14 protein-coding genes are annotated in these 17,347 nt (G+C 65.0%); 6 read left to right on the top strand and 8 right to left on the bottom strand.

From position 1 onward, the window contains the following. Positions 1 to 19: 19 nt before the first annotated feature. Together ACVWZM_RS11560 and ACVWZM_RS11555 are read right to left on the bottom strand one after the other, a co-directional pair. Positions 20 to 1,636, bottom strand: a complete 1,617-nt coding sequence (locus ACVWZM_RS11560) for an MDR family MFS transporter (RefSeq protein ID WP_456853223.1) — start codon at positions 1,634 to 1,636, stop codon at positions 20 to 22. A 351-nt stretch (positions 1,637 to 1,987) separates the two neighbouring features. Further along, complete coding sequence (locus ACVWZM_RS11555) at positions 1,988 to 3,136, bottom strand: HlyD family secretion protein (protein WP_057015485.1); 1,149 nt, start codon at positions 3,134 to 3,136, stop codon at positions 1,988 to 1,990. A 143-nt stretch (positions 3,137 to 3,279) separates the two neighbouring features. On the opposite strand from ACVWZM_RS11555, the gene ACVWZM_RS11550 reads away from it, so the two are divergent. From ACVWZM_RS11550 to mctP, 4 genes are all read left to right on the top strand, one after another. Further along, complete coding sequence (locus ACVWZM_RS11550; protein ID WP_456853221.1) at positions 3,280 to 4,191, top strand: LysR substrate-binding domain-containing protein; 912 nt, start codon at positions 3,280 to 3,282, stop codon at positions 4,189 to 4,191. 188 nt (positions 4,192 to 4,379) lie between these two features. Beyond that, positions 4,380 to 5,351, top strand: coding sequence for a tripartite tricarboxylate transporter substrate binding protein (locus tag ACVWZM_RS11545; RefSeq protein WP_076827603.1), 972 nt, complete (start codon positions 4,380 to 4,382; stop codon positions 5,349 to 5,351). Positions 5,352 to 5,495: 144 nt separating this feature from the next. Then, positions 5,496 to 5,681: a DUF3311 domain-containing protein gene (locus ACVWZM_RS11540; protein WP_057015470.1), complete on the top strand. Its 186-nt coding sequence runs from the start codon at positions 5,496 to 5,498 to the stop codon at positions 5,679 to 5,681. A gap of 10 nt (positions 5,682 to 5,691) precedes the next feature. After that, the gene (mctP, locus tag ACVWZM_RS11535) at positions 5,692 to 7,182 is read left to right on the top strand and encodes a monocarboxylate uptake permease MctP (protein WP_057015469.1); all 1,491 of its coding nucleotides are present in this window, start codon (positions 5,692 to 5,694) and stop codon (positions 7,180 to 7,182) included. On the opposite strand, the gene ACVWZM_RS11530 is transcribed toward mctP, so the two are convergent. Next, positions 7,153 to 10,629: an indolepyruvate ferredoxin oxidoreductase family protein gene (locus tag ACVWZM_RS11530; protein WP_057015468.1), complete on the bottom strand. Its 3,477-nt coding sequence runs from the start codon at positions 10,627 to 10,629 to the stop codon at positions 7,153 to 7,155. The two genes, mctP and ACVWZM_RS11530, sit on opposite strands and share 30 nt — an antisense overlap. Before the next feature lie 157 nt (positions 10,630 to 10,786). On the opposite strand from ACVWZM_RS11530, the gene ACVWZM_RS11525 reads away from it, so the two are divergent. Next, positions 10,787 to 11,242, top strand: coding sequence for an Lrp/AsnC family transcriptional regulator (locus ACVWZM_RS11525; protein ID WP_057015467.1), 456 nt, complete (start codon positions 10,787 to 10,789; stop codon positions 11,240 to 11,242). A 309-nt stretch (positions 11,243 to 11,551) separates the two neighbouring features. On the opposite strand, the gene ACVWZM_RS11520 is transcribed toward ACVWZM_RS11525, so the two are convergent. Both ACVWZM_RS11520 and ACVWZM_RS11515 read right to left on the bottom strand, forming a co-directional pair. Continuing rightward, positions 11,552 to 12,052 (bottom strand): hypothetical protein, encoded by a 501-nt coding sequence (locus ACVWZM_RS11520; RefSeq protein WP_057015466.1) that lies wholly within the window; start codon positions 12,050 to 12,052, stop codon positions 11,552 to 11,554. A gap of 57 nt (positions 12,053 to 12,109) precedes the next feature. Next, positions 12,110 to 12,523: a hypothetical protein gene (locus tag ACVWZM_RS11515; protein ID WP_233475490.1), complete on the bottom strand. Its 414-nt coding sequence runs from the start codon at positions 12,521 to 12,523 to the stop codon at positions 12,110 to 12,112. A gap of 131 nt (positions 12,524 to 12,654) precedes the next feature. On the opposite strand from ACVWZM_RS11515, the gene ACVWZM_RS11510 reads away from it, so the two are divergent. Continuing rightward, complete coding sequence (locus tag ACVWZM_RS11510; RefSeq protein ID WP_057015464.1) at positions 12,655 to 13,575, top strand: LysR family transcriptional regulator; 921 nt, start codon at positions 12,655 to 12,657, stop codon at positions 13,573 to 13,575. A gap of 54 nt (positions 13,576 to 13,629) precedes the next feature. On the opposite strand, the gene ACVWZM_RS11505 is transcribed toward ACVWZM_RS11510, so the two are convergent. From ACVWZM_RS11505 to ACVWZM_RS11495, 3 genes are all read right to left on the bottom strand, one after another. After that, a complete protein-coding gene (locus ACVWZM_RS11505) occupies positions 13,630 to 14,685 on the bottom strand; it encodes a serine hydrolase domain-containing protein (RefSeq protein WP_245311279.1) in 1,056 nt (351 codons plus the stop codon). A gap of 483 nt (positions 14,686 to 15,168) precedes the next feature. Continuing rightward, positions 15,169 to 15,954, bottom strand: a complete 786-nt coding sequence (locus ACVWZM_RS11500; protein ID WP_057015462.1) for a fumarylacetoacetate hydrolase family protein — start codon at positions 15,952 to 15,954, stop codon at positions 15,169 to 15,171. A gap of 12 nt (positions 15,955 to 15,966) precedes the next feature. Further along, positions 15,967 to 17,331 carry an LLM class flavin-dependent oxidoreductase gene (locus tag ACVWZM_RS11495; protein ID WP_253588116.1) on the bottom strand — a complete coding sequence of 455 codons (1,365 nt, stop codon included), beginning with the start codon at positions 17,329 to 17,331 and terminating at the stop codon, positions 15,967 to 15,969. Positions 17,332 to 17,347: the final 16 nt, after the last annotated feature.

Raw genomic sequence — 17,347 nt, 5'->3', positions numbered from 1 at the left:
TCCGTGGTTGTGGCTTGGGTTAGTGCGCACCGCCGCCAGCGAGCTGGCCCGGCTTCTTCAGGAATAGTGTCGCCGCGAGTGCGATGATCAGCGCGACGCCGAGCAGGTAGAAGGTATCACTGAAGGCGAGGATGTAGGCCTGCTTCTGCACGACCTTGCCGATCGCCGCGATTGCGCGGTGGGCGGCCGCGGCCTGGTCGGCGACGCCGTGGTTCATGAAATACTGCGTCAGCTGCTCAATCCGGCTCCGCGTGGCCTGTTCCAGCAGCGAGACCGACTGCATCAGCACGTTGGAGTGATATTGCTCGCGTTTGGTCAGCAGCGTCTGCAGCACGGCGATGCCGACCGCGCCACCGAGGTTGCGCATCATATTGAACAGCGCGGAGGCCGAGCCCGCATTCTCCAGCTCGATGCCCGCGGTCGCAACCGCCGACAGCGGCGCCATCACCAGCGCCTGGCCGATGGCGCGGACGATGTTGGGCCAGAACAGCTGGTCGGTGGCGTAGTCGTTGGTCATGAAGATGTTCATGAAGTTGGAGCCGGCGAACAGCGCGAAGCCGACGCCGATGATGAGGCGCGGGTCGAAGCGCTGCATCAGCCGCGGTACCAGCGGGATCAGCGCGAGCTGCGGCAGCCCGGTCCAGGCCAGCACCATGCCGATCTGCTCGGCATTGTAGCCCTGGATGCGCGCGAGGTACTGCGGCAGGATGAACACCGAGCCGTACAGCGCGATGCCAAGCAGGAAGTTGGCCAGCATGCCGAAGCCGAAATTGCGGCGGGCGAGCAGGCGCAGATTGAGCAGCGGCTTCTCGACGGTGAATTCGACGATCAGGAAGGCGACCAGCGCGACCGCCGCGATGACAGACAGGCGGACGATGAAGGGCGAGCCGAACCAGTCGTCCTTGTTGCCTTCCTCCAGCACGGTCTGCAGCGCGGCGAGGCCGACCGCCATGGTGATGATGCCGAGCCAGTCGCCCTGGCGGATCAGAGACAGCTTCATCGGGCTCGGATCGAGCGAGACGTAGAGCATCGCGATCATCACGGCGCCCGGCACCAGGTTGACATAGAAGATATACTGCCAGCCCCAGTTCTCGGTGAGATAGCCGCCGATGGTCGGGCCGATCGCCGGCGCGAACGTCGCCGACAGCGCGAACAGCGCGAGCCCGATCGGCTGCTTGGCCTTCGGCAGTAGCGTGATGATCAGCGTGAACGCCATCGGGATCAGCACGCCGCCGGTGAAGCCTTGCACCGCGCGCAGCGCGATCATCTGCGGCAGGTCCTGCGCCAGCGCGCATGCCGCCGAGAACACCAGGAACAGGAGCGCATTGGTGAGCAGATAGATGCGCACCGAGAACACCTGCGCGAGCCAGCCGGAGAGCGGGATCACCACGATCTCGGCGATCAGATAGGAGGTCGAGATCCAGCCGCCGTCGTCGATCCCGGCGCCGATCGCGCCCTGCACGTCGGCGAGCGAGGCGTTGACGATCTGGATGTTCAGCACCGCCATGAACGCGCCGAGCGTCGCCCCGATCACCGCGATCCAGGTTTTCGTGGGGGTCGCCGGCGCCGCCGGCGCTGCGGGGGCGGGGAGCGCAGTGGCGTTCGGGGCGTCGGCTGTGGGCTGAAGTGCGGTCATCGGCGTGTTCTCTGGCTTACACACGCAAAATGTATCAGGCGGCCGCTTTCGATAATCCGGGAAAGACTGGAAGGATTGTCCGGTAGAGGTTGATAATCAACGGTTGCGGCTGAGAGAGCGACTGCGGTTATGGCCACGGCACGGCGGCTGCGTTTGGCCTGCGTGCCGTCGACTAGTGAGGTGAGCACGCCTCTCAAGCTCCCTCTCCCGTTTGCGGGGGCTCCACAAGATGACTCGCGGAGAGAGCCCCCACCCGCAAGCGGGAGAGGCGAAGAGGGCGTAGACAGCAAAACGCGATCGACCACCGATGGGTGATCGATCGCGCGGAGCCAGCCGAAGAAGCGTTTGGTCCTATCCGCCGTTCGCCCGCGTCGCTGATGCCAGCCGCCGCTTCTCCTCGCGCTCGGCCAGCACCGTCGCCTTGGTGTTGACGGTCGGGATCGCCGACATGCCCGGGCGCAAGAGGCCGGTGAGGCTCTGATCGTCGAGCACGATCTTGACCGGCACGCGCTGCACGATCTTGGTGAAATTGCCGGTGGCGTTGTCGGGCGGCAGCAGCGCGAATTCGAGGCCGCTGGCCGGCGACAGGCTGTCGACATGACCCTTCAGCGTGGTGCCGCGAAAACTGTCGACCGTGAGCTCGACCGGCTGGCCGTTGCGCACATGGGTCAGCTGCGTCTCCTTGAAATTGGCGATCACATAGACCGCGTCCAGCGGCACCACCGCCATCAGCTGGGTGCCGGCCTGCACATATTGCCCGACGCGCAGCGTGCGGGCGCCGACCGTGCCGTCGACCGGCGCGGTGATCCGGGCGTAGGACAGGTTGAGCTCGGCCTGCTGCTCGACCGCGCGAGCGCGGTCCACCTGCGCTGCGGCCTGGGCGCGCTGCGTGGTCAGCACGTCGACCTTGCGCTGGGCCGCCGACAGCGCCGACTTCGCGTGCTGCAATTGCGCGGTGTTGGCGCGCAGCGCCGCGTCGGTCTGTTGCGCACGCTGAATGGTGCCGGAGCCGGACTTCATCAGCCCGTCGTAGCGGGTCTGCTCTTCCTGCGCGAATTTCAGGTTTGCCTCGGCGGCGGTGACGTCGGCCGTGCTCTGGTCGATGATCGGCTGCTGCAGCTCGAGCTGGGCATCGAGGTTGCGCACCGAGGCGCTGGCGGCGTCGACATCGGCCTTGGCCTGGCCGAGCGCGGTGCGGTAATCGCGGTCGTCGATCTCGGCCAGCAACTGGCCGGCCTTCACCGGCTGGTTGTCGGTGACCAGCACTTTGGCGATGTAGCCCGAGACTTTCGGGGCGATGATCGTGGAGTCCGCCTTCACGTAGGCGTCGTCAGTGGTTTCGAGGTAGCGGCCGGTGGTGACGTAGTCGTAGCCAAAGTCGGCTGCCACGGCGGCGCCGATGATCGCGGCGACCCCGAGCGCCACCCGCTTGACCGCTTTCCGCGATGGGCGGAGGCCGATTTTTGTTGCTTGTTCAGGGACATAAGTAGTGGTCGACATGGCATCCTCCGGGTCGAACATTCGCGTCCTTCCAGAAAGGGCGCCCAGTACGCCCCCTTAGATGCAATGTCCTCCCCGCTGTGATAATCCCGATAAAACTGGAAGCATTATCAAGCCAGCGCTGATAATCCGGACCTTGCCGCATGGATCGCCTGACCAGCCTGACCGCCTTCGTCCGGGTCGTGGACACCGGCGGCTTTTCCGCGGCCGGCCGCAAGCTCAACATGTCCACCACCATGGTGAGCAACCACGTGCAGTCGCTGGAGGACCGGCTCGGCGCCCGGCTGCTCAACCGCACCACGCGCAAGGTCAGCCTCACCGAGGTCGGCCAGGCCTATTACGACCGCTGCGTCCAGATCCTCGCCGACATCGAGCAGGCCGACGACATCGCGGGCGCCCAGCAATCGGTGCCGCGCGGCACCCTGCGCATCTTCACCAACACCCATCTCGTCCAGTTCCTGTCGCCCGCGGTGGCCGAGTTCCTCGCCACCTATCCCGAGGTCAAGGTCGATCTCACGATCGGCGAGCGCAATGCCGATCTGATCGACGAGAACTACGATCTCGCCGTGCGCATGGTGCCGCCGCCGGACTCCAGCCTGATCGTACGCACCATCGCGACCTGGCGCCACGTGCTGTGCTGCTCGCACGGCTATATCGAACAGCACGGCAAGCCAACGCTGCTGGCCGACCTCTCCGCGCGCAACTGCATGCGCCACGCCAACTATCCCTATGGCGACGAGTGGCGCTTCGCCGACCGCAAGGGCACGCCGGCCGCAGTGCGCGTCTCCGGAAATCTGATCTCCAACAGCGGCGAAATCCTGAAGCTCGCGGCGCTGGCCGGCGTCGGCGTCTTCCTCGCGGCCGGCTTCCTGGTTCGCGACGAGCTGGAGTCGGGACAACTGGTCCGCCTGCTGCCCGAATACCGGCCGGTCGAGCTCACCATGAATGCTGTCTATCCGCATCGCCATCATCTCTCGGCGAAGGTCCGCACCTTCATCGACCTGCTGGTCCATCACGCCACCGAGCAGCAGAAGCTGATCAATCCGTATTCGTGAGCGGCGCGGGCGCTTGCGATGATGGCACGCGTGCGCCCTTTATCCACCGTCATCCCCGCGCAAAGGCGAAGCCTTTGCGCGGGGATGACGGGACTAATAGTACGACGTTCCTTCCGCGTCATGACCACCCGGCAGCCGTTGCATAGCCGTTGCGTGTATGAAGATCGCCTCACCTGCCGGGGTCCGTCATGCCGTTTCGTCTCCTCGCATCACTCCTGTTCGCGCTCGCAGCAAACCTGCTGCTGCAACTGCCGGCGCGCGCCGCCTATCCCGACCACATCGTCAAGATCGTGGTGCCGTTCGCGCCGGGCGGCGGCACCGATGTCGTGGCGCGGACGCTGGCGCAGGAGATGCAGAAGGATCTCGGCGTCACCGTCATCATCGAGAACAAGCCGGGGGCGGGCACCATCATCGGCACGCAGAGCGTCGCGGCGAGCCCATCCGACGGCTACACGCTGCTGATGGCGACCTTCGCCAACGCGGTCAATCCGAGCCTCTACAGCAAGCTGCCTTATGATGCGCACAAGGATTTTGCGCCCGTGGCGCTGGTGGCGCGCTCCTTCAACGTCGTTGTGGTCAATCCCGCTTCGCCGATCAAGTCGATTGCCGATCTGATCGCGGCCGCGAAGGCCGATCCGGAAAAGCTGTCCTACGGCACCTATGGCACCGGCACCTCGGCGCATCTCGCCGGCGAACTGTTCAAGCACATGGCCGGGGTCAATCTCACGACCGTTCCCTACAAGGGCGCGGCGCCTGCCATCACCGACCTCTTGGGTGGCCAGATCCAGGTAATGTTCACCACGGTGGCAAGCTGCGCCTCGCTGGTCGAGGCCGGGCAGCTGCGCGCGATCGGAGTGACGTCGGCCGAACGCTCGCCTGCGTTCCCGCAATTGCCGACGGTCTCGGAAGCCGGCGCCTCCGGCTATGTCGCCGAATCCTGGTACGGCCTCTACGTGCCGGCGAATACGCCGACCGACATCATCGACCGCCTCAACAGATCGGCGGCCAAGGCCGTGCAGGCGGAGGCCTTCAAGAAGCTCAGCGTCAATGAGGGCCTCGTGATGGTGGCCTCTCCTCCGGCCGAGCTCGACCGCTACTTTGCCGGCGAGGAGGCGCGCTGGCGCAAGGTGATAAAGGACGCCGGCATCAAGGCCGAATAGGCGGCATGCGCCAGGTGACGATCACATCTTTTTGCGTCGCATTGCCGTAACCGTGATTCTAGACGCAACGGACCGGTTCCTGGATCGTTGCCATGATCAGCGGAACCTCCGCCTTGAGCTATGTCTTGCGTTGAAGAGTAGGCCATGTGGATTCTGTTGCTGCTGCCGTTCATCGGCTTGCTGTGGGTGCCGTTCTATAATTTCGTCGAGCCTTCCCTGTTCGGCTTTCCCTTCTTCTACTGGTACCAGCTCGCCTGGGTGCCGATCTCCTCGCTCTTGATCTGGCTGGTCTATCGCAGCCGTCGGCCCGATACCGACGAGCCGCGGTGAGGGGACAGCCATGACCGATCACATCGCCTGGGTGGCGCTCTCCGTCTTCATCTTCTTTTTCGCGCTCGTCACCGTGATGGGCTTCTTCGCGGCGCGCTGGAAATCCGGCCCGGTCAGCGAGCATCTCGACGAATGGGGCCTCGGCGGTCGCCAGTTCGGCACCTGGATCACCTGGTTCCTGGTCGGTGGCGATTTCTACACCGCCTACACCGTGATCGCGGTGCCGGCGCTGGCCTACGCGGTCGGTGCCTACGGCTTCTTCGCGCTGCCCTACACCATCATCGTCTATCCCTTCGTATTCGCGGTCATGCCGGTGCTGTGGAAGAAGGCGCATGCGAACGGCTACGTCACTGCCGCCGATGTCGTCCACGGCGCCTATGGCTCGCGCGCGCTCGAGCTCGCGGTGGCGCTGACCGGCCTCGTCGCGACCATGCCCTACATCGCGCTGCAGCTGATCGGCATGGAGGTCGTGATCAAGGCGATGGGGCTATCAGGAGAGCTGCCGATCATCGCCGCCTTCGTCATCCTCGCGCTCTATACCTATAGCTCCGGCCTGCGGGCGCCGGCGCTGATCGCCTTCGTCAAGGACATCATGATCTACATCGTGGTGCTGACCGCCGTGGTCGTGGTGCCGGCAAAGCTCGGCGGCTACGGCGCGGTGTTCGCGGCCGCCAACGACGCCTTCACGGCCAAGGGCGGCGCCACCGGCCTGACGTTGAAGCCCGGACAGTATCTGCCCTATGCGACGCTGGCGCTGGGCTCGGCGCTCGCCGCCTTCATGTATCCGCACACGCTGACCGGCATCTTCGCCTCGAAGTCGGCGGATACCATCCGCAAGAATGCGATCCTGCTGCCGGCCTATACGCTCTTGCTCGGCCTGATCGCGCTGCTCGGCTACATGGCCTATGCCGCCGGCATCAAGGTGACCTCGCCGAACGACGTGGTGCCGATGCTGTTCAAGACGCTGTTCCCGGAATGGTTCGCGGGCTTTGCGTTCTCGGCGATCGCGATCGGCGCGCTGGTGCCGGCGGCGGTGATGAGCATCGGCGCCGCCAACCTGTTCACGCGCAATGTCTGGAAGTCCTACGTCAACCCGGACATCTCGCACGCCGGTGAGGCGTCGGTGGCGAAGATCACATCGCTGGTGGTCAAGGTCGGTGCGCTCGCCTTCATCTTGTTCCTGCCGACGCAATATGCGCTCGACCTGCAACTGCTTGGCGGCCTCTGGATCGTGCAGACGCTGCCGGCGCTGGTGTTCGGGCTGTTCACCGTCTGGTTCCGCGCCGAAGGGCTGCTGCTCGGCTGGGCGGTCGGCATCGGCTGGGGCACGTATACGGCGTGGAGCAACGGGCTAAAGCCGCTCGCCAGCATCTCGCTCGGCGATGCCAGCTACAGCTTCTATGTCGGCCTCGGCGCGTTGCTGCTCAACATCGTCGTGGCGGTGCTCGCGACTGTCGTGGTCGGCCTGATATCACCCGCCAAGCGCCGCGCGGCGGCCTGAGCCGTCGCCTTGGTCTGACGGGGCGGAGGCAAGTCGCGCGGTGAGCCGCGCAACCTCCGCCCTGGTCTTTTCGATCGCGGCGTCTTTCACCGACCCATAGCCGCGGATCTCCATCGGCGCCTTTGCCAGCGCGACGAGATCGGGCAGCCGTGCCTCGTCGAGCTTGCCGAGCATGGTCTCGATCAGCGCCTCATACCAGGTAATCAGCTCGCGCTCGGTGCGGCGCTCCGCGGCGTAGCCGAACAGGTCGAAGGGTGTGCCGCGCAGCCCTTTCAGGCTCGCGAGCAACCGCAGCGGCGTCTGGATCCACTGTCCGAACGCGCGCTTCCTCGGCCGTCCCCGTGCATCGCGCCGCGCTGGCAGGAACGGCGGCGCAAGGTGATATTGCACCGTGAAGTCGCCGTCGAATTCCTGGCTGAGCTCGTCGAGGAAGCCGCTCTGCATATGCAGCCGCGCCACTTCGTATTCGTCCTTGTAGGCCATCAGCTTGAACAGCGACCGGGCCACGGCGTCGGTCAAGGTCTCGCTGCTGAGCGCCACTTCGGCGCGACGCACGCGGTAGATTGTCGCCCGATAGCGCGCGGCATAGGCCTCGTCCTGATACGCCCTGAGGAAATCGGCGCGCCTCGCGATCACCTGCTCCAGCGTCTCCGGGTCATCGGCCGCAGCACCGTCGGCCTTCGGCAAGAACTCCGGATCGGCGAAGGCGATCCGGCCCCAGGCCAGCGCCTGCCTGTTGCGCTCGATGGCGACGCCGTTCAATTCGATCGCGCGCGTCAGCGCCTCCAGCGAGACCGGCACCAGGCCCTGCTGCCAGGCGAAGCCGAGCATCATGATGTTGGCAAAGACGCTGTCGCCGAGCAGCCGCTCGGCCAGCGCGTTGGCGTCGATCATGGTGAGGTTGCCCGACCCGATCACTCGCTCGATCGCGCGCAAGCGAACCGGCGAGGCGAGGTCGGCATCGCGAAAGCGCACCACGTCGCCGGTCGGCATCTCGGCGATATTGACCGCGGCGCGCATTCCCTTGCGATAGGTGCCGGATGCTTTTGCCGACGAGCTCACCACGAGGTCGCAACCGATCAGCGCGTCAGCCGCGCCCTGGTCGATCCGCACCTGATGCAGCGCGTCGGGCGTAACCGCCAGCCGCAGGTAGCTCAGCACGGGGCCGAACTTCTGCGCAAAACCGGTGAAGTCGAGCACCGAGACGCCGCGGCCCTCGAGATGCGCGGCCATCGCGATCAATGCGCCGACTGTAATGACGCCGGTGCCGCCGACGCCGGTGACAAGGAGATCATAGGGCCGCTCCAGTCCCGCAAGCTCCGGTACCGGCAGCGCGGCTGCGCGCGCCAGCGGATCGATCGCGCTCGCGCTCTTCGCCCGCCGCTTGCCGCCCTCGATGGTGACGAAGCTCGGGCAGAAGCCGTTGAGACAGGAAAAGTCCTTGTTGCAGGTTGAGAGGTTGATCCGGCGCCTGCGGCCGAACGGCGTTTCCTTCGGCTCGACGCTGAGGCAGTTGGATTCCACCGAGCAGTCGCCGCAGCCCTCGCAGACGAGGTCGTTGATGTAGGCGAAGCGCGCGGGATCCTCGATCGTGCCGCGCTTGCGCCGCCGCCGCTTCTCGGTGGCGCAGGTCTGCTGATAGATCAGCACGGTGACGCCGGGAATTGCGCGCAGCTCGCGCTGCACGGCATCCATCGCCTCGCGCGGATGGATGGTGACGCCGGCGGGCAGATCCGCCGGCGAGAAATGCGCGGGATCGTCCGACACCAGCGCGATCCGCGCGACGCCCTCGGCGCGGACAGAGTGCGCGATCGCCTGCACGCTGACCGGGCCGTCGACCGGCTGGCCGCCGGTCATCGCCACCGCGTCATTGAACAGGATCTTGTAGGTGATGTTGGCTTTCGCAGAGATCGCCTGCCGGATCGCCATCGAGCCGGAGTGATAGTAGGTGCCTTCGCCGAGATTCTGGAAGACGTGGCTGTTGCCGGTGAATTTCGATGACGCCGCCCAGTTGACGCCTTCGCCGCCCATCTGGATCAGCGACGAGGTCTCGCGGTCCATCCAGCTTGCCATGAAATGGCAGCCGATGCCGGCCAGCGCCTTGGAGCCCTCGGGCACTTTCGTCGAGGTGTTATGCGGGCAGCCCGAGCAGAAATACGGCGTACGGGTCGCGCCCGGCACCGCGATCATGCGGTCCTGTTCGGGCACCAGCGCGGCAACGCGGCGAGCGAGTTGCAATTCCGGAAACATCGGGTCGAGCCGGCGCGCCAGCACGTCGGCGAGCATGCGCGGCGACAATTCGCCGGTCCAGGAGATCAGCCGCGCGCCGCTCTCGTCATGTTTGCCGACCATCCGGTCCGGCTTGGCGCCGGGATAGTCGTAGAAATACTCCTTGAACTGGCTCTCGATGATGCCGCGCTTCTCCTCGACCACGAGGATCTCGCGCTTGCCTTTCACGAACTCCATCGCATCGTGCAGCGCCAGCGGCCACACCATGCCGACCTTGTAGATGTCGATGCCGAAGCGGCGGCACGCGGCTTCATCCAGCCCGACTAGCCGCAGCGCCTCCATCAGATCGAGATGCGCCTTGCCCGTGGTGACGATGCCGTAGCTCGCATCCTTGATGTCGTAGATGTGGCGATCGATCGGATTGGCTTTCGCGAAGGCGTAGACCGCGTGCTTCTTCGCCTCCAGCCGTTCCTCGATCTGCGGGCCCGGCAGATCCGGCCAGCGATAATGCAGGCCGCCGGGCGGCGGCACGAAATCCGGTTGCACGAAACGGCGCGGCGGCCGCAGCTCGACCGAGGCGCCGGACTCCACGATCTCCGAGATCGCCTTGAAGCCGACCCACATGCCGGAGAACCGGCTCAGCGCGTACCCATACTCGCCGAATGCGAGATATTCGCCGATATCGGCCGGATGCAGCGTCGGCATGAACCAGCTCATGAAGGCGACGTCGGACTGATGAGGCATCGAGGACGACACGCAGCCATGGTCGTCGCCCGCGACGACGAGCACGCCGCCACGCGGCGAGGAGCCATAGGCATTGCCGTGCTTCAGCGCATCGCCGGAACGGTCGACGCCGGGGCCCTTGCCGTACCAAAGGGCGAACACGCCATCGACCTCGCGATCTCTTTGCGTCTCGACCTGCTGCGAGCCGAGTACGGCGGTCGCCGCGAGGTCCTCATTCACCGCGGGCAGGAATTCGATGCGGCTGTCCTTGAGCTGCTCGCCGATCTTCCACAGTTCGAGATCGACGCCGCCGAGCGGCGAGCCGCGATAGCCGGAGATGAAGCCCGCGGTGTTGAGGCCGGCAGCGCGGTCGCGCCGCGCCTGGTCGAGCACGATGCGGACGATCGCTTGCGTGCCGGTGAGGAAGACGCGGCCGCGGTCGCGGCTGTAGCGCTCGGACAGCTGATAGGCGTCGAGCAACGGCATCTGGCCCATGACTTACCTCTCCGGGATTCGCGATGTCTGATCCGACAAGGCTATGCCTGTGGGCGTGGTAGGTCTTACCTATCCATTCATTTGTCGCGGAAAAATCGGCAGGATATTGCTGAGAACGATGTAGTTCGGTAGGATCTACCAAATCGAGGGCCTCGCAATGGTCGAAGAGCAGGACGAGAAAATCCTCGCCGAACTGCAGAAGGACGGCCGCGCCACCAACCAGCAGCTTGCGGAAACCGTCGGGATGTCGACCTCGGCGTGCTGGCGCCGGGTCCGTGCGCTGGAAGAGTCCGGTGTCATCTCGGGCTATTCGGCGCTGGTCGCGCGCGAGCGCGCAGGCTTTGCGACCTCGGCGATCCTGCACGTTTCGCTCGAGCGCCACGACGTCAAATTCGTCGACGAGTTCGTCGCGCGGGTGATGAAGCGCCGCGAAGTGCTGGAATGCTTCGCGACCACCGGCGACGCCGATTATCACCTGCGCGTCGTGGTGCGCGACATGGACGCCTACAACAAATTCCTCGACGAGTTCATGTTCCGCATCCCAGGCATCCGCCACGTCCGTACCAACGTGATCCTGAAGGAGATCAAGACCGGCGTGGCGTTGCCGTTTTGAAGTGATGTGTCTGACGACGATGATGGGGCCGCGCGCTCAATTTTCTGTCCCGTCACCCTGAGGAGGCCGCGTAGCGGCCGTCTCGAAGGGCGAACGGCCACCAGCCGGGCCGTGCATCCTTCGAGGCTCGCCCAGCGGCGCAAGTGCGCCGCGAGGCTCGCGCCTCCAGCGACAAAGGCGAAGCCTTTGCGCGGGGATGACGGTCGAAGTAGTCGGTAGGATCGGTAGAGCGAAGCGAAACCCATCATGGTGCCGCGGGTTGGAAGCGATGGGTTTCGCTGCGCTCTACCCATCCTACGAGGATACCGGTCATGCTGCCTGTTCTGTCGACTTGGTCTTCAACAGAATCATGAACACCATGACATGGCTGACCAGCAGCAGCGGCACATAGAGCGCCGGAATATAGATGCCGGCGCCGAACAGGCCGGGATCGCCGATCTTCACGCCGTTGTAATAGGCATTGAGCAGATCCAGCGTGCCCCAGACGTTGAAGACCCAGACGATCGGAATCGCGATCGCCCACCGCCAAGACAGCGCAGCCATCGCAAGCAGCGCGAGAACGGCGGCGACGAGATCGCCCCATCCGACCTCGCTGGCGAAATCCGCGCTCAATTGCGGCGACACGAACCCGGCCACCATGAAGTTCATGCCCAGGAACCTGAACGCATGGAACGCTGCGAGCAGCCGGAGCGCGTTGTCACGCGGCATCGCGCGGAGCGCCGGCCAGACGTAGGTGACGGCCACGACGGCACTTGTCAGAAACCCGCCGGCGACGCTGAGGACGAATGGAAGATTGAAGCCCGGGGGCATCGGCGGATTCCCTTGTTGTCGATCGGTTCGGTTGGCTTGCGTTCAGGACCTTGACGCTCAGGGCTTGGCGACGAGCAGGCGGAGCGGCAGCAGCGGGCCGACCCCGATGTACTCGTGATCCATCAGATCGAGCTTGGACAACGGCAGCCCTTCCATGATCGCGTGCGCCTCGGATACATCCTTGGCGTCGAGCAGAAAGACCACGCCGCGCCCGTCGGAGCGCGAATACCATTCGCGAATCTTGCCGTTGAGATAGAGCTGCACGGTCTGCCGGATTTCGTCCGGCATCACGGCCATCACCTGATCGCGGGTGACGCCGGCTTTCGCAGTGAGGATGACCATCACGCCTGCGGTGATGGTGGAGGCGGCTTGTGCCTGTACTTGGGCTTGAGCAGGGGAGGGAGCGGTCATGATGGTGGCGCCTGTCAGAGTGAGGGTGAGAGCCAGGATTGTGTGACGGATTGCTTGCATCGGTCGCATGTCTCCGTTCACGACGGATGTCGTGATGTCGCGTGAGCAGCGCGCGTCGCGTTGCTGCTGCTTGTGGCTCCGATGTAAGGCAGCTTTCCGCGAGCGACTATTCGCGATAATGTTCACGGGCCATGAAGCAGAACTTCACAGTCCGGCAGGGCGCGCTCGACGGCGTCGAGGCATTCCTTGCCGTCGCTCAGCACCGCAGTTTTCGCCGCGCGGCGGCCGAGCTCGGCGTCACGCCATCGGCGATCAGCCAGGCGGTGCGCGCCCTCGAGGCGCGCCTCGGCGCAGTGCTGTTCATCCGCACCACCCGCAGCGTCGGACTGACCGACGCCGGCGAACGGTTTCTGGCGCGCGCAAGACCGGCATTCGAGGAGCTGGTCGCAGCGAGCGGGGCGGCGCGCGAGCTCGGGCAGAAGCCCGCCGGACTGTTGCGTCTCACCGTGCCGCGCTCGGTGGTGCCGATCCTGCTCGAGCCGCTGATCGCCTCGTTCTGCAAGGCCTATCCCGAGATCGAGGTCGAGCTCGCCGCCAGCGAGGAATTGGTCGACCTCGCCGCCGGCGGCTTCGATGCCGGCATCCGGATGGGCCAGTTCATCAATCCGGACATGGTCGCGGTGCGCCTGACCAAGCCGTTCCCGTTCGCCATCGTCGGCAGCCCGGACTATCTCGCGCGCCGCGGCCGCCCCAAGCGCCCGGACGATCTGCGCGAACACGCGTGCCTGCGGCTCCGGCGGTCGAACGGAGGGCTCGCGCCGTGGTCGCTGAACGACAATGGCCGTTCGATCGAGCTTGCCGTGTCGGGATCCTTCATCGGCCATGATTTTCCGACGCTGGTCGGCGCCGCCATCGAAGGCGTGGGCCTCGCGCAAGTCCCCGCACCGCTGATATCAGGCGCCGTCAAGGAGAAGAAGCTCGTCCGCGTGCTGGAGCCATTCGCGCCGACGACGCCGGGCGTGTTCCTCTACTATCCCGGCCATCGCCAGATCATGCCGAAGCTGCGCGCCTTCATCGATCACGTGAAGAGCAGGCCGCGGGCCGCGCGGTGAGGAGAGCCCGGATTTGCATTGCTCGTTCACGTCATCTCGGAATGACGGGAGGGTCTAGGCGCGCTTCTGAGGATGCCAGTCAGGCACCGTCTTGACCATGTGCCAGACCAGCAGGTCGAGGGCGCGGGTCATGCCTTCCCGCGACCTGGTGTTGGTGAACGCCGACCAGCAGAAATCGCCGCTGGTTCGCACCGAGATCGTCGTCGTTCCGTCCAGGAGGCCGCTGTGCCACCAATTATTGTTCGCGGTGACGAACAGGCCCTTGGCGTAGCGGGGGTTGATGGCGCTGGGGGTGCTCATGACGCGGAGGCTGTCGTCGGTCAGCAGCTGCTCAGTGTCCTTGAAGCCGTCGATATGGACGAACAGCGTCGTCAAATCGCCCGGCGTCGCAATCCAGCCGCCGTGCGAATCCATCCGGGCGACGTTCATCCGGTACGGATCGCCGGTCTGGCTGTAGTATTTCACTTCGTTGCTTGCGCGCTCGCCCAGCGTATTGCCGGCAATCTGCATGTCGGTGATGCCGCATCGCTTCAGGACGGCGTCCTTGATGTATTGCTCGTAGCTCTGGCCGCTCAGCTTTTCGATCACGCGGCCGAGGATGCAATAGCCGAAGTTCGAATAGGCATAGGCTTCGCCTGGCGGACTGGTGAGCGGCATATGCTCCAGCGTCCAGCCGATCAGTTCGCGATGCTTCAGGTTCTGGTTCATGAACATCGGATCGCGAGACTGGTTTCCCCAGGTCCCGGTGGTGTGGGTCAAGAGATGCTCGACCGTGATCTGCTCGACATGGGAGCGAGACGAGCCGGGTGGCATCAAGCTTGGCAGCGTGGGTGTCGTCGGATAGTCCTTGCCGAGAATGGAGCTTGCGCCGAACACATAGTCGCCGAGCCGCAATTTGCCGGCCTCGATCAGGGTGAAGATCCCGGTCGAGGTCACAGGCTTCGATATGCTCGCGATCCGGAAGCGGTGTTGCGGGGTCAATGCTTCGCCGGTCTCCCGATCCGCAACCCCGAACGCCTCGACATAAGCCGGCTTTCCCTTGATTGCGATCGCGATCGAAAGACCCGGTACATCGTAGTCCTTCATGAAGTCGGCGGCCAGGTCAGCCATCTGCTTGCGTTGCTCCGACGTCGGAAGCTCCGCGGGCTGCTCGGCAAGGGCGGTCGACGGCCCGCAAACGATCCCTGCGGCCGATAGCAGGGAGCCCTGAAGCAACGTTCGGCGTGAAAGTGGCATGGCTGACTTGTCTGATGAGTGCGCGCGGACCTTATTGCGCTTCGCCCTGTGTTGTCACGATGCGAACGGCTATGTGATCACGTCACGATGGCCCGTCGGGCAAATGATGTCGCGAGAATGCGAGTGTGTGATCCACCAGCGGCGCCACAAACTCGCCGTCGTGCCGGCGAAAGCCGGGACGACAAATGGAGAGAGAAGCGACCCGGTCCATCACCGTCATGCTGAGGTGCGAGCGCAGCGAGCCTCGAAGCACGACGGCCCGGCTCTCGACGCAAGGATGGAGCGGCGGCCGTGCATCCTTCGAGGCTCGCTTCGCGAGCACCTCAGGATGACGGCTCTAAAGTGGTGCAAGCCGCCTCACACCTTCTCCCTCACGAACCTGTTCCGCAGCGTGCCGATGCCGGTGATGTCGATCTCGACCACGTCGCCGTCCTTCAGGTCCGGCGAGGCGCCGTCGGTGCCCATCCAGATCACGTCGCCGGGCGACAGCGTGAAATATTTGGTCAGTTCGACGAGGAACGGGACGATGCCGAAGATCATCTCGTTGGTGTGGAAGCGGCCGGTTTCCTTGCCGTTGACGCGGATCGCGGTCTCCATGCGGTCGAGGTCGACATCGGTCTCGATCCACGGACCCATCGGCTTGAAGGTATCGGCGTTCTTGGCACGCCACAGTCCGCGATCGGCCTTCTGCCAGCTGCGTTCGGAGACGTCGTTGCCGATGGTGTAGCCGAACACGCAGTCCATCGCGTTGGCCTCGGTCAGGTGCTTGGCGGTCTTGCCGATCACGACGACGAGCTCGCCCTCGTAATGGATCTTCTCGGTCGCGCTCGCGGGGATCACGACGTTCTCGTCATGGGCGATCAGCGCGTTCTGCGCGCGGTAGCCGATCTCGGGACGATCGGGAACGTTCGGCACCGTGCCGGCCTTGTCGGCGGCTTCTTTGAGGTGTTTCAAATAATTCAGCCCGACGCAGTAGAAGGTGCGCGGGATCAGCGGCAGCTCGATCTTGACGTCCTTCAACGCATGCGTCTTCGACGTCTTGCTCCATTCACCGAAGGGATCGCCATTGACGGTGGTGACGGCGTCGCCCTCGACGAGGCCCCAAGACGTAGTGCCTGCGGCAGTAAATTTCAGCCAGCGCATGATGATGTCCCTCTATTCCGCGGCCTGCGCGCGGGTCTTCCAGGCGCCCGCGGCCGGGCGCTTCAGTCCGAGATTCTCGCGCAGCGTCGTGCCGGCGTAATCCTTGTGGAACAGCCCGCGCTTCTGCAGTTCGGGCACCACGTGGTTGACGAAGTCGGCATAGGAGCCCGGCACGTAGCTCGCCGCGACGACGAAGCCGTCGCAGCCGCGATTGACAAACATCTCCTCCAGCCGGTCGGCGATCTCCTTCGGGCCGCCGACCATCGCGTCCTGCACCTGGCCGCGGCCGGAGAAGGTGATGAAGTCGCGGGTCGAGGGATTGGTCTTGCCGGAGGTGCGCAGCACGCCGTCGCGGATGCCGAGCATGCCTTGCATGCCCTGCAACTCCTCGGTGGTTAGCGGCTCGTCGATCGGTTTGGCGCCGAAATCGAAGTTGAGGCCTTCGGCGAGCAGCGACAACGCGTCGATCTCGAGCGGCAGCTTCTGGATCACCGCCATCCGGTCCTCGGCCTCGGCCTTGGTCGCGCCGGTGACCGGCGTGATCAGATTGCAGAGGAACATCTGGTCGGGATCGCGCCCGGCCTTGGCGGCTTCGCCCCGGATCGCGTCATAGCCCTGCCTGGCATTGGCGAGGTTGCGCGCCGCGGTGAAGATCACCTCACCCCAACGCCCGGCAAAGCGCTGGCCGCGGCCGGAGGCGCCGGCCTGGATCACGACGGGATGGCCCTGCGGCGAGCGCGGCACCGTGAACGGGCCGCGCGAGGTGAAGAATGTGCCCTTGTGGTCGAGCCGCTTCACCTTGGTCGGATCGGCGAAGCGGCCGCTCTTCTTGTCGATCAGCAGCGAACCGTCTTCCCAGGCGTCCCAGTGGCCGAGCACCACCTCCATGAACTCGTCGGCGCGGTCATAGCGATGGTCGTGCTCGAGATGCTGCTCGCGGCCCATGTTGAGCGCTTCGCCGTCATTGACCGACGTCACCACGTTCCAGGCGGCGCGGCCACCCGTCATCAGGTCGAGCGTGGCGAAACGGCGGGCGACGTCGAACGGCTCGAAATAGGTGGTGGAGGCGGTCGAGGCGAGGCCGAGCTTGGTGGTGACCATGCCCATCGTGGTCAGCACCACGATCGGGTCCATCTTCACGCAGCGGATGCCGTATTCGACGGTGTGGGCGTGATCGTTGCCGTAGCGATCGGGCATTGCGAGGCGATCGTCGAAGAACGCCATGTGGAACTTGCCGCGCTCCAGGATGCGCGCGATCTCCTGATAGTAGTCCGCCGACATCGAATCGTCGCGCGATTCCGGGTGACGCCAGGAGCTCGGCAGGTTGGTGCAGTTCTGCGCCTGCAAAAAGCCAACCAGCGCCATTTGCCGTGTCATGTCGTTCTCCTGTGTC

This window comes from Bradyrhizobium sp. USDA 4501, assembly GCF_054062115.1.
The sequence above is the reverse complement of the archived record's forward strand: the minus strand, read 5'-3'. Positions and strand labels throughout refer to the sequence as shown.

Bases quoted from the DNA above. Each gene is read 5' to 3' on its own strand.
- ACVWZM_RS11560 (WP_456853223.1), bottom strand. From the start codon at position 1,636: ATGACCGCACTTCAGCCCACAGCCGACGCCCCGAACGCCACTGCGCTC.
- ACVWZM_RS11555 (WP_057015485.1), bottom strand. From the start codon at position 3,136: ATGTCGACCACTACTTATGTCCCTGAACAAGCAACAAAAATCGGCCTC.
- ACVWZM_RS11550 (WP_456853221.1), top strand. From the start codon at position 3,280: ATGGATCGCCTGACCAGCCTGACCGCCTTCGTCCGGGTCGTGGACACC.
- ACVWZM_RS11545 (WP_076827603.1), top strand. From the start codon at position 4,380: ATGCCGTTTCGTCTCCTCGCATCACTCCTGTTCGCGCTCGCAGCAAAC.
- ACVWZM_RS11540 (WP_057015470.1), top strand. From the start codon at position 5,496: ATGTGGATTCTGTTGCTGCTGCCGTTCATCGGCTTGCTGTGGGTGCCG.
- mctP (WP_057015469.1), top strand. From the start codon at position 5,692: ATGACCGATCACATCGCCTGGGTGGCGCTCTCCGTCTTCATCTTCTTT.
- ACVWZM_RS11530 (WP_057015468.1), bottom strand. From the start codon at position 10,629: ATGGGCCAGATGCCGTTGCTCGACGCCTATCAGCTGTCCGAGCGCTAC.
- ACVWZM_RS11525 (WP_057015467.1), top strand. From the start codon at position 10,787: ATGGTCGAAGAGCAGGACGAGAAAATCCTCGCCGAACTGCAGAAGGAC.
- ACVWZM_RS11520 (WP_057015466.1), bottom strand. From the start codon at position 12,052: ATGCCCCCGGGCTTCAATCTTCCATTCGTCCTCAGCGTCGCCGGCGGG.
- ACVWZM_RS11515 (WP_233475490.1), bottom strand. From the start codon at position 12,523: ATGCAAGCAATCCGTCACACAATCCTGGCTCTCACCCTCACTCTGACA.
- ACVWZM_RS11510 (WP_057015464.1), top strand. From the start codon at position 12,655: ATGAAGCAGAACTTCACAGTCCGGCAGGGCGCGCTCGACGGCGTCGAG.
- ACVWZM_RS11505 (WP_245311279.1), bottom strand. From the start codon at position 14,685: ATGGCTGACCTGGCCGCCGACTTCATGAAGGACTACGATGTACCGGGT.
- ACVWZM_RS11500 (WP_057015462.1), bottom strand. From the start codon at position 15,954: ATGCGCTGGCTGAAATTTACTGCCGCAGGCACTACGTCTTGGGGCCTC.
- ACVWZM_RS11495 (WP_253588116.1), bottom strand. From the start codon at position 17,331: ATGACACGGCAAATGGCGCTGGTTGGCTTTTTGCAGGCGCAGAACTGC.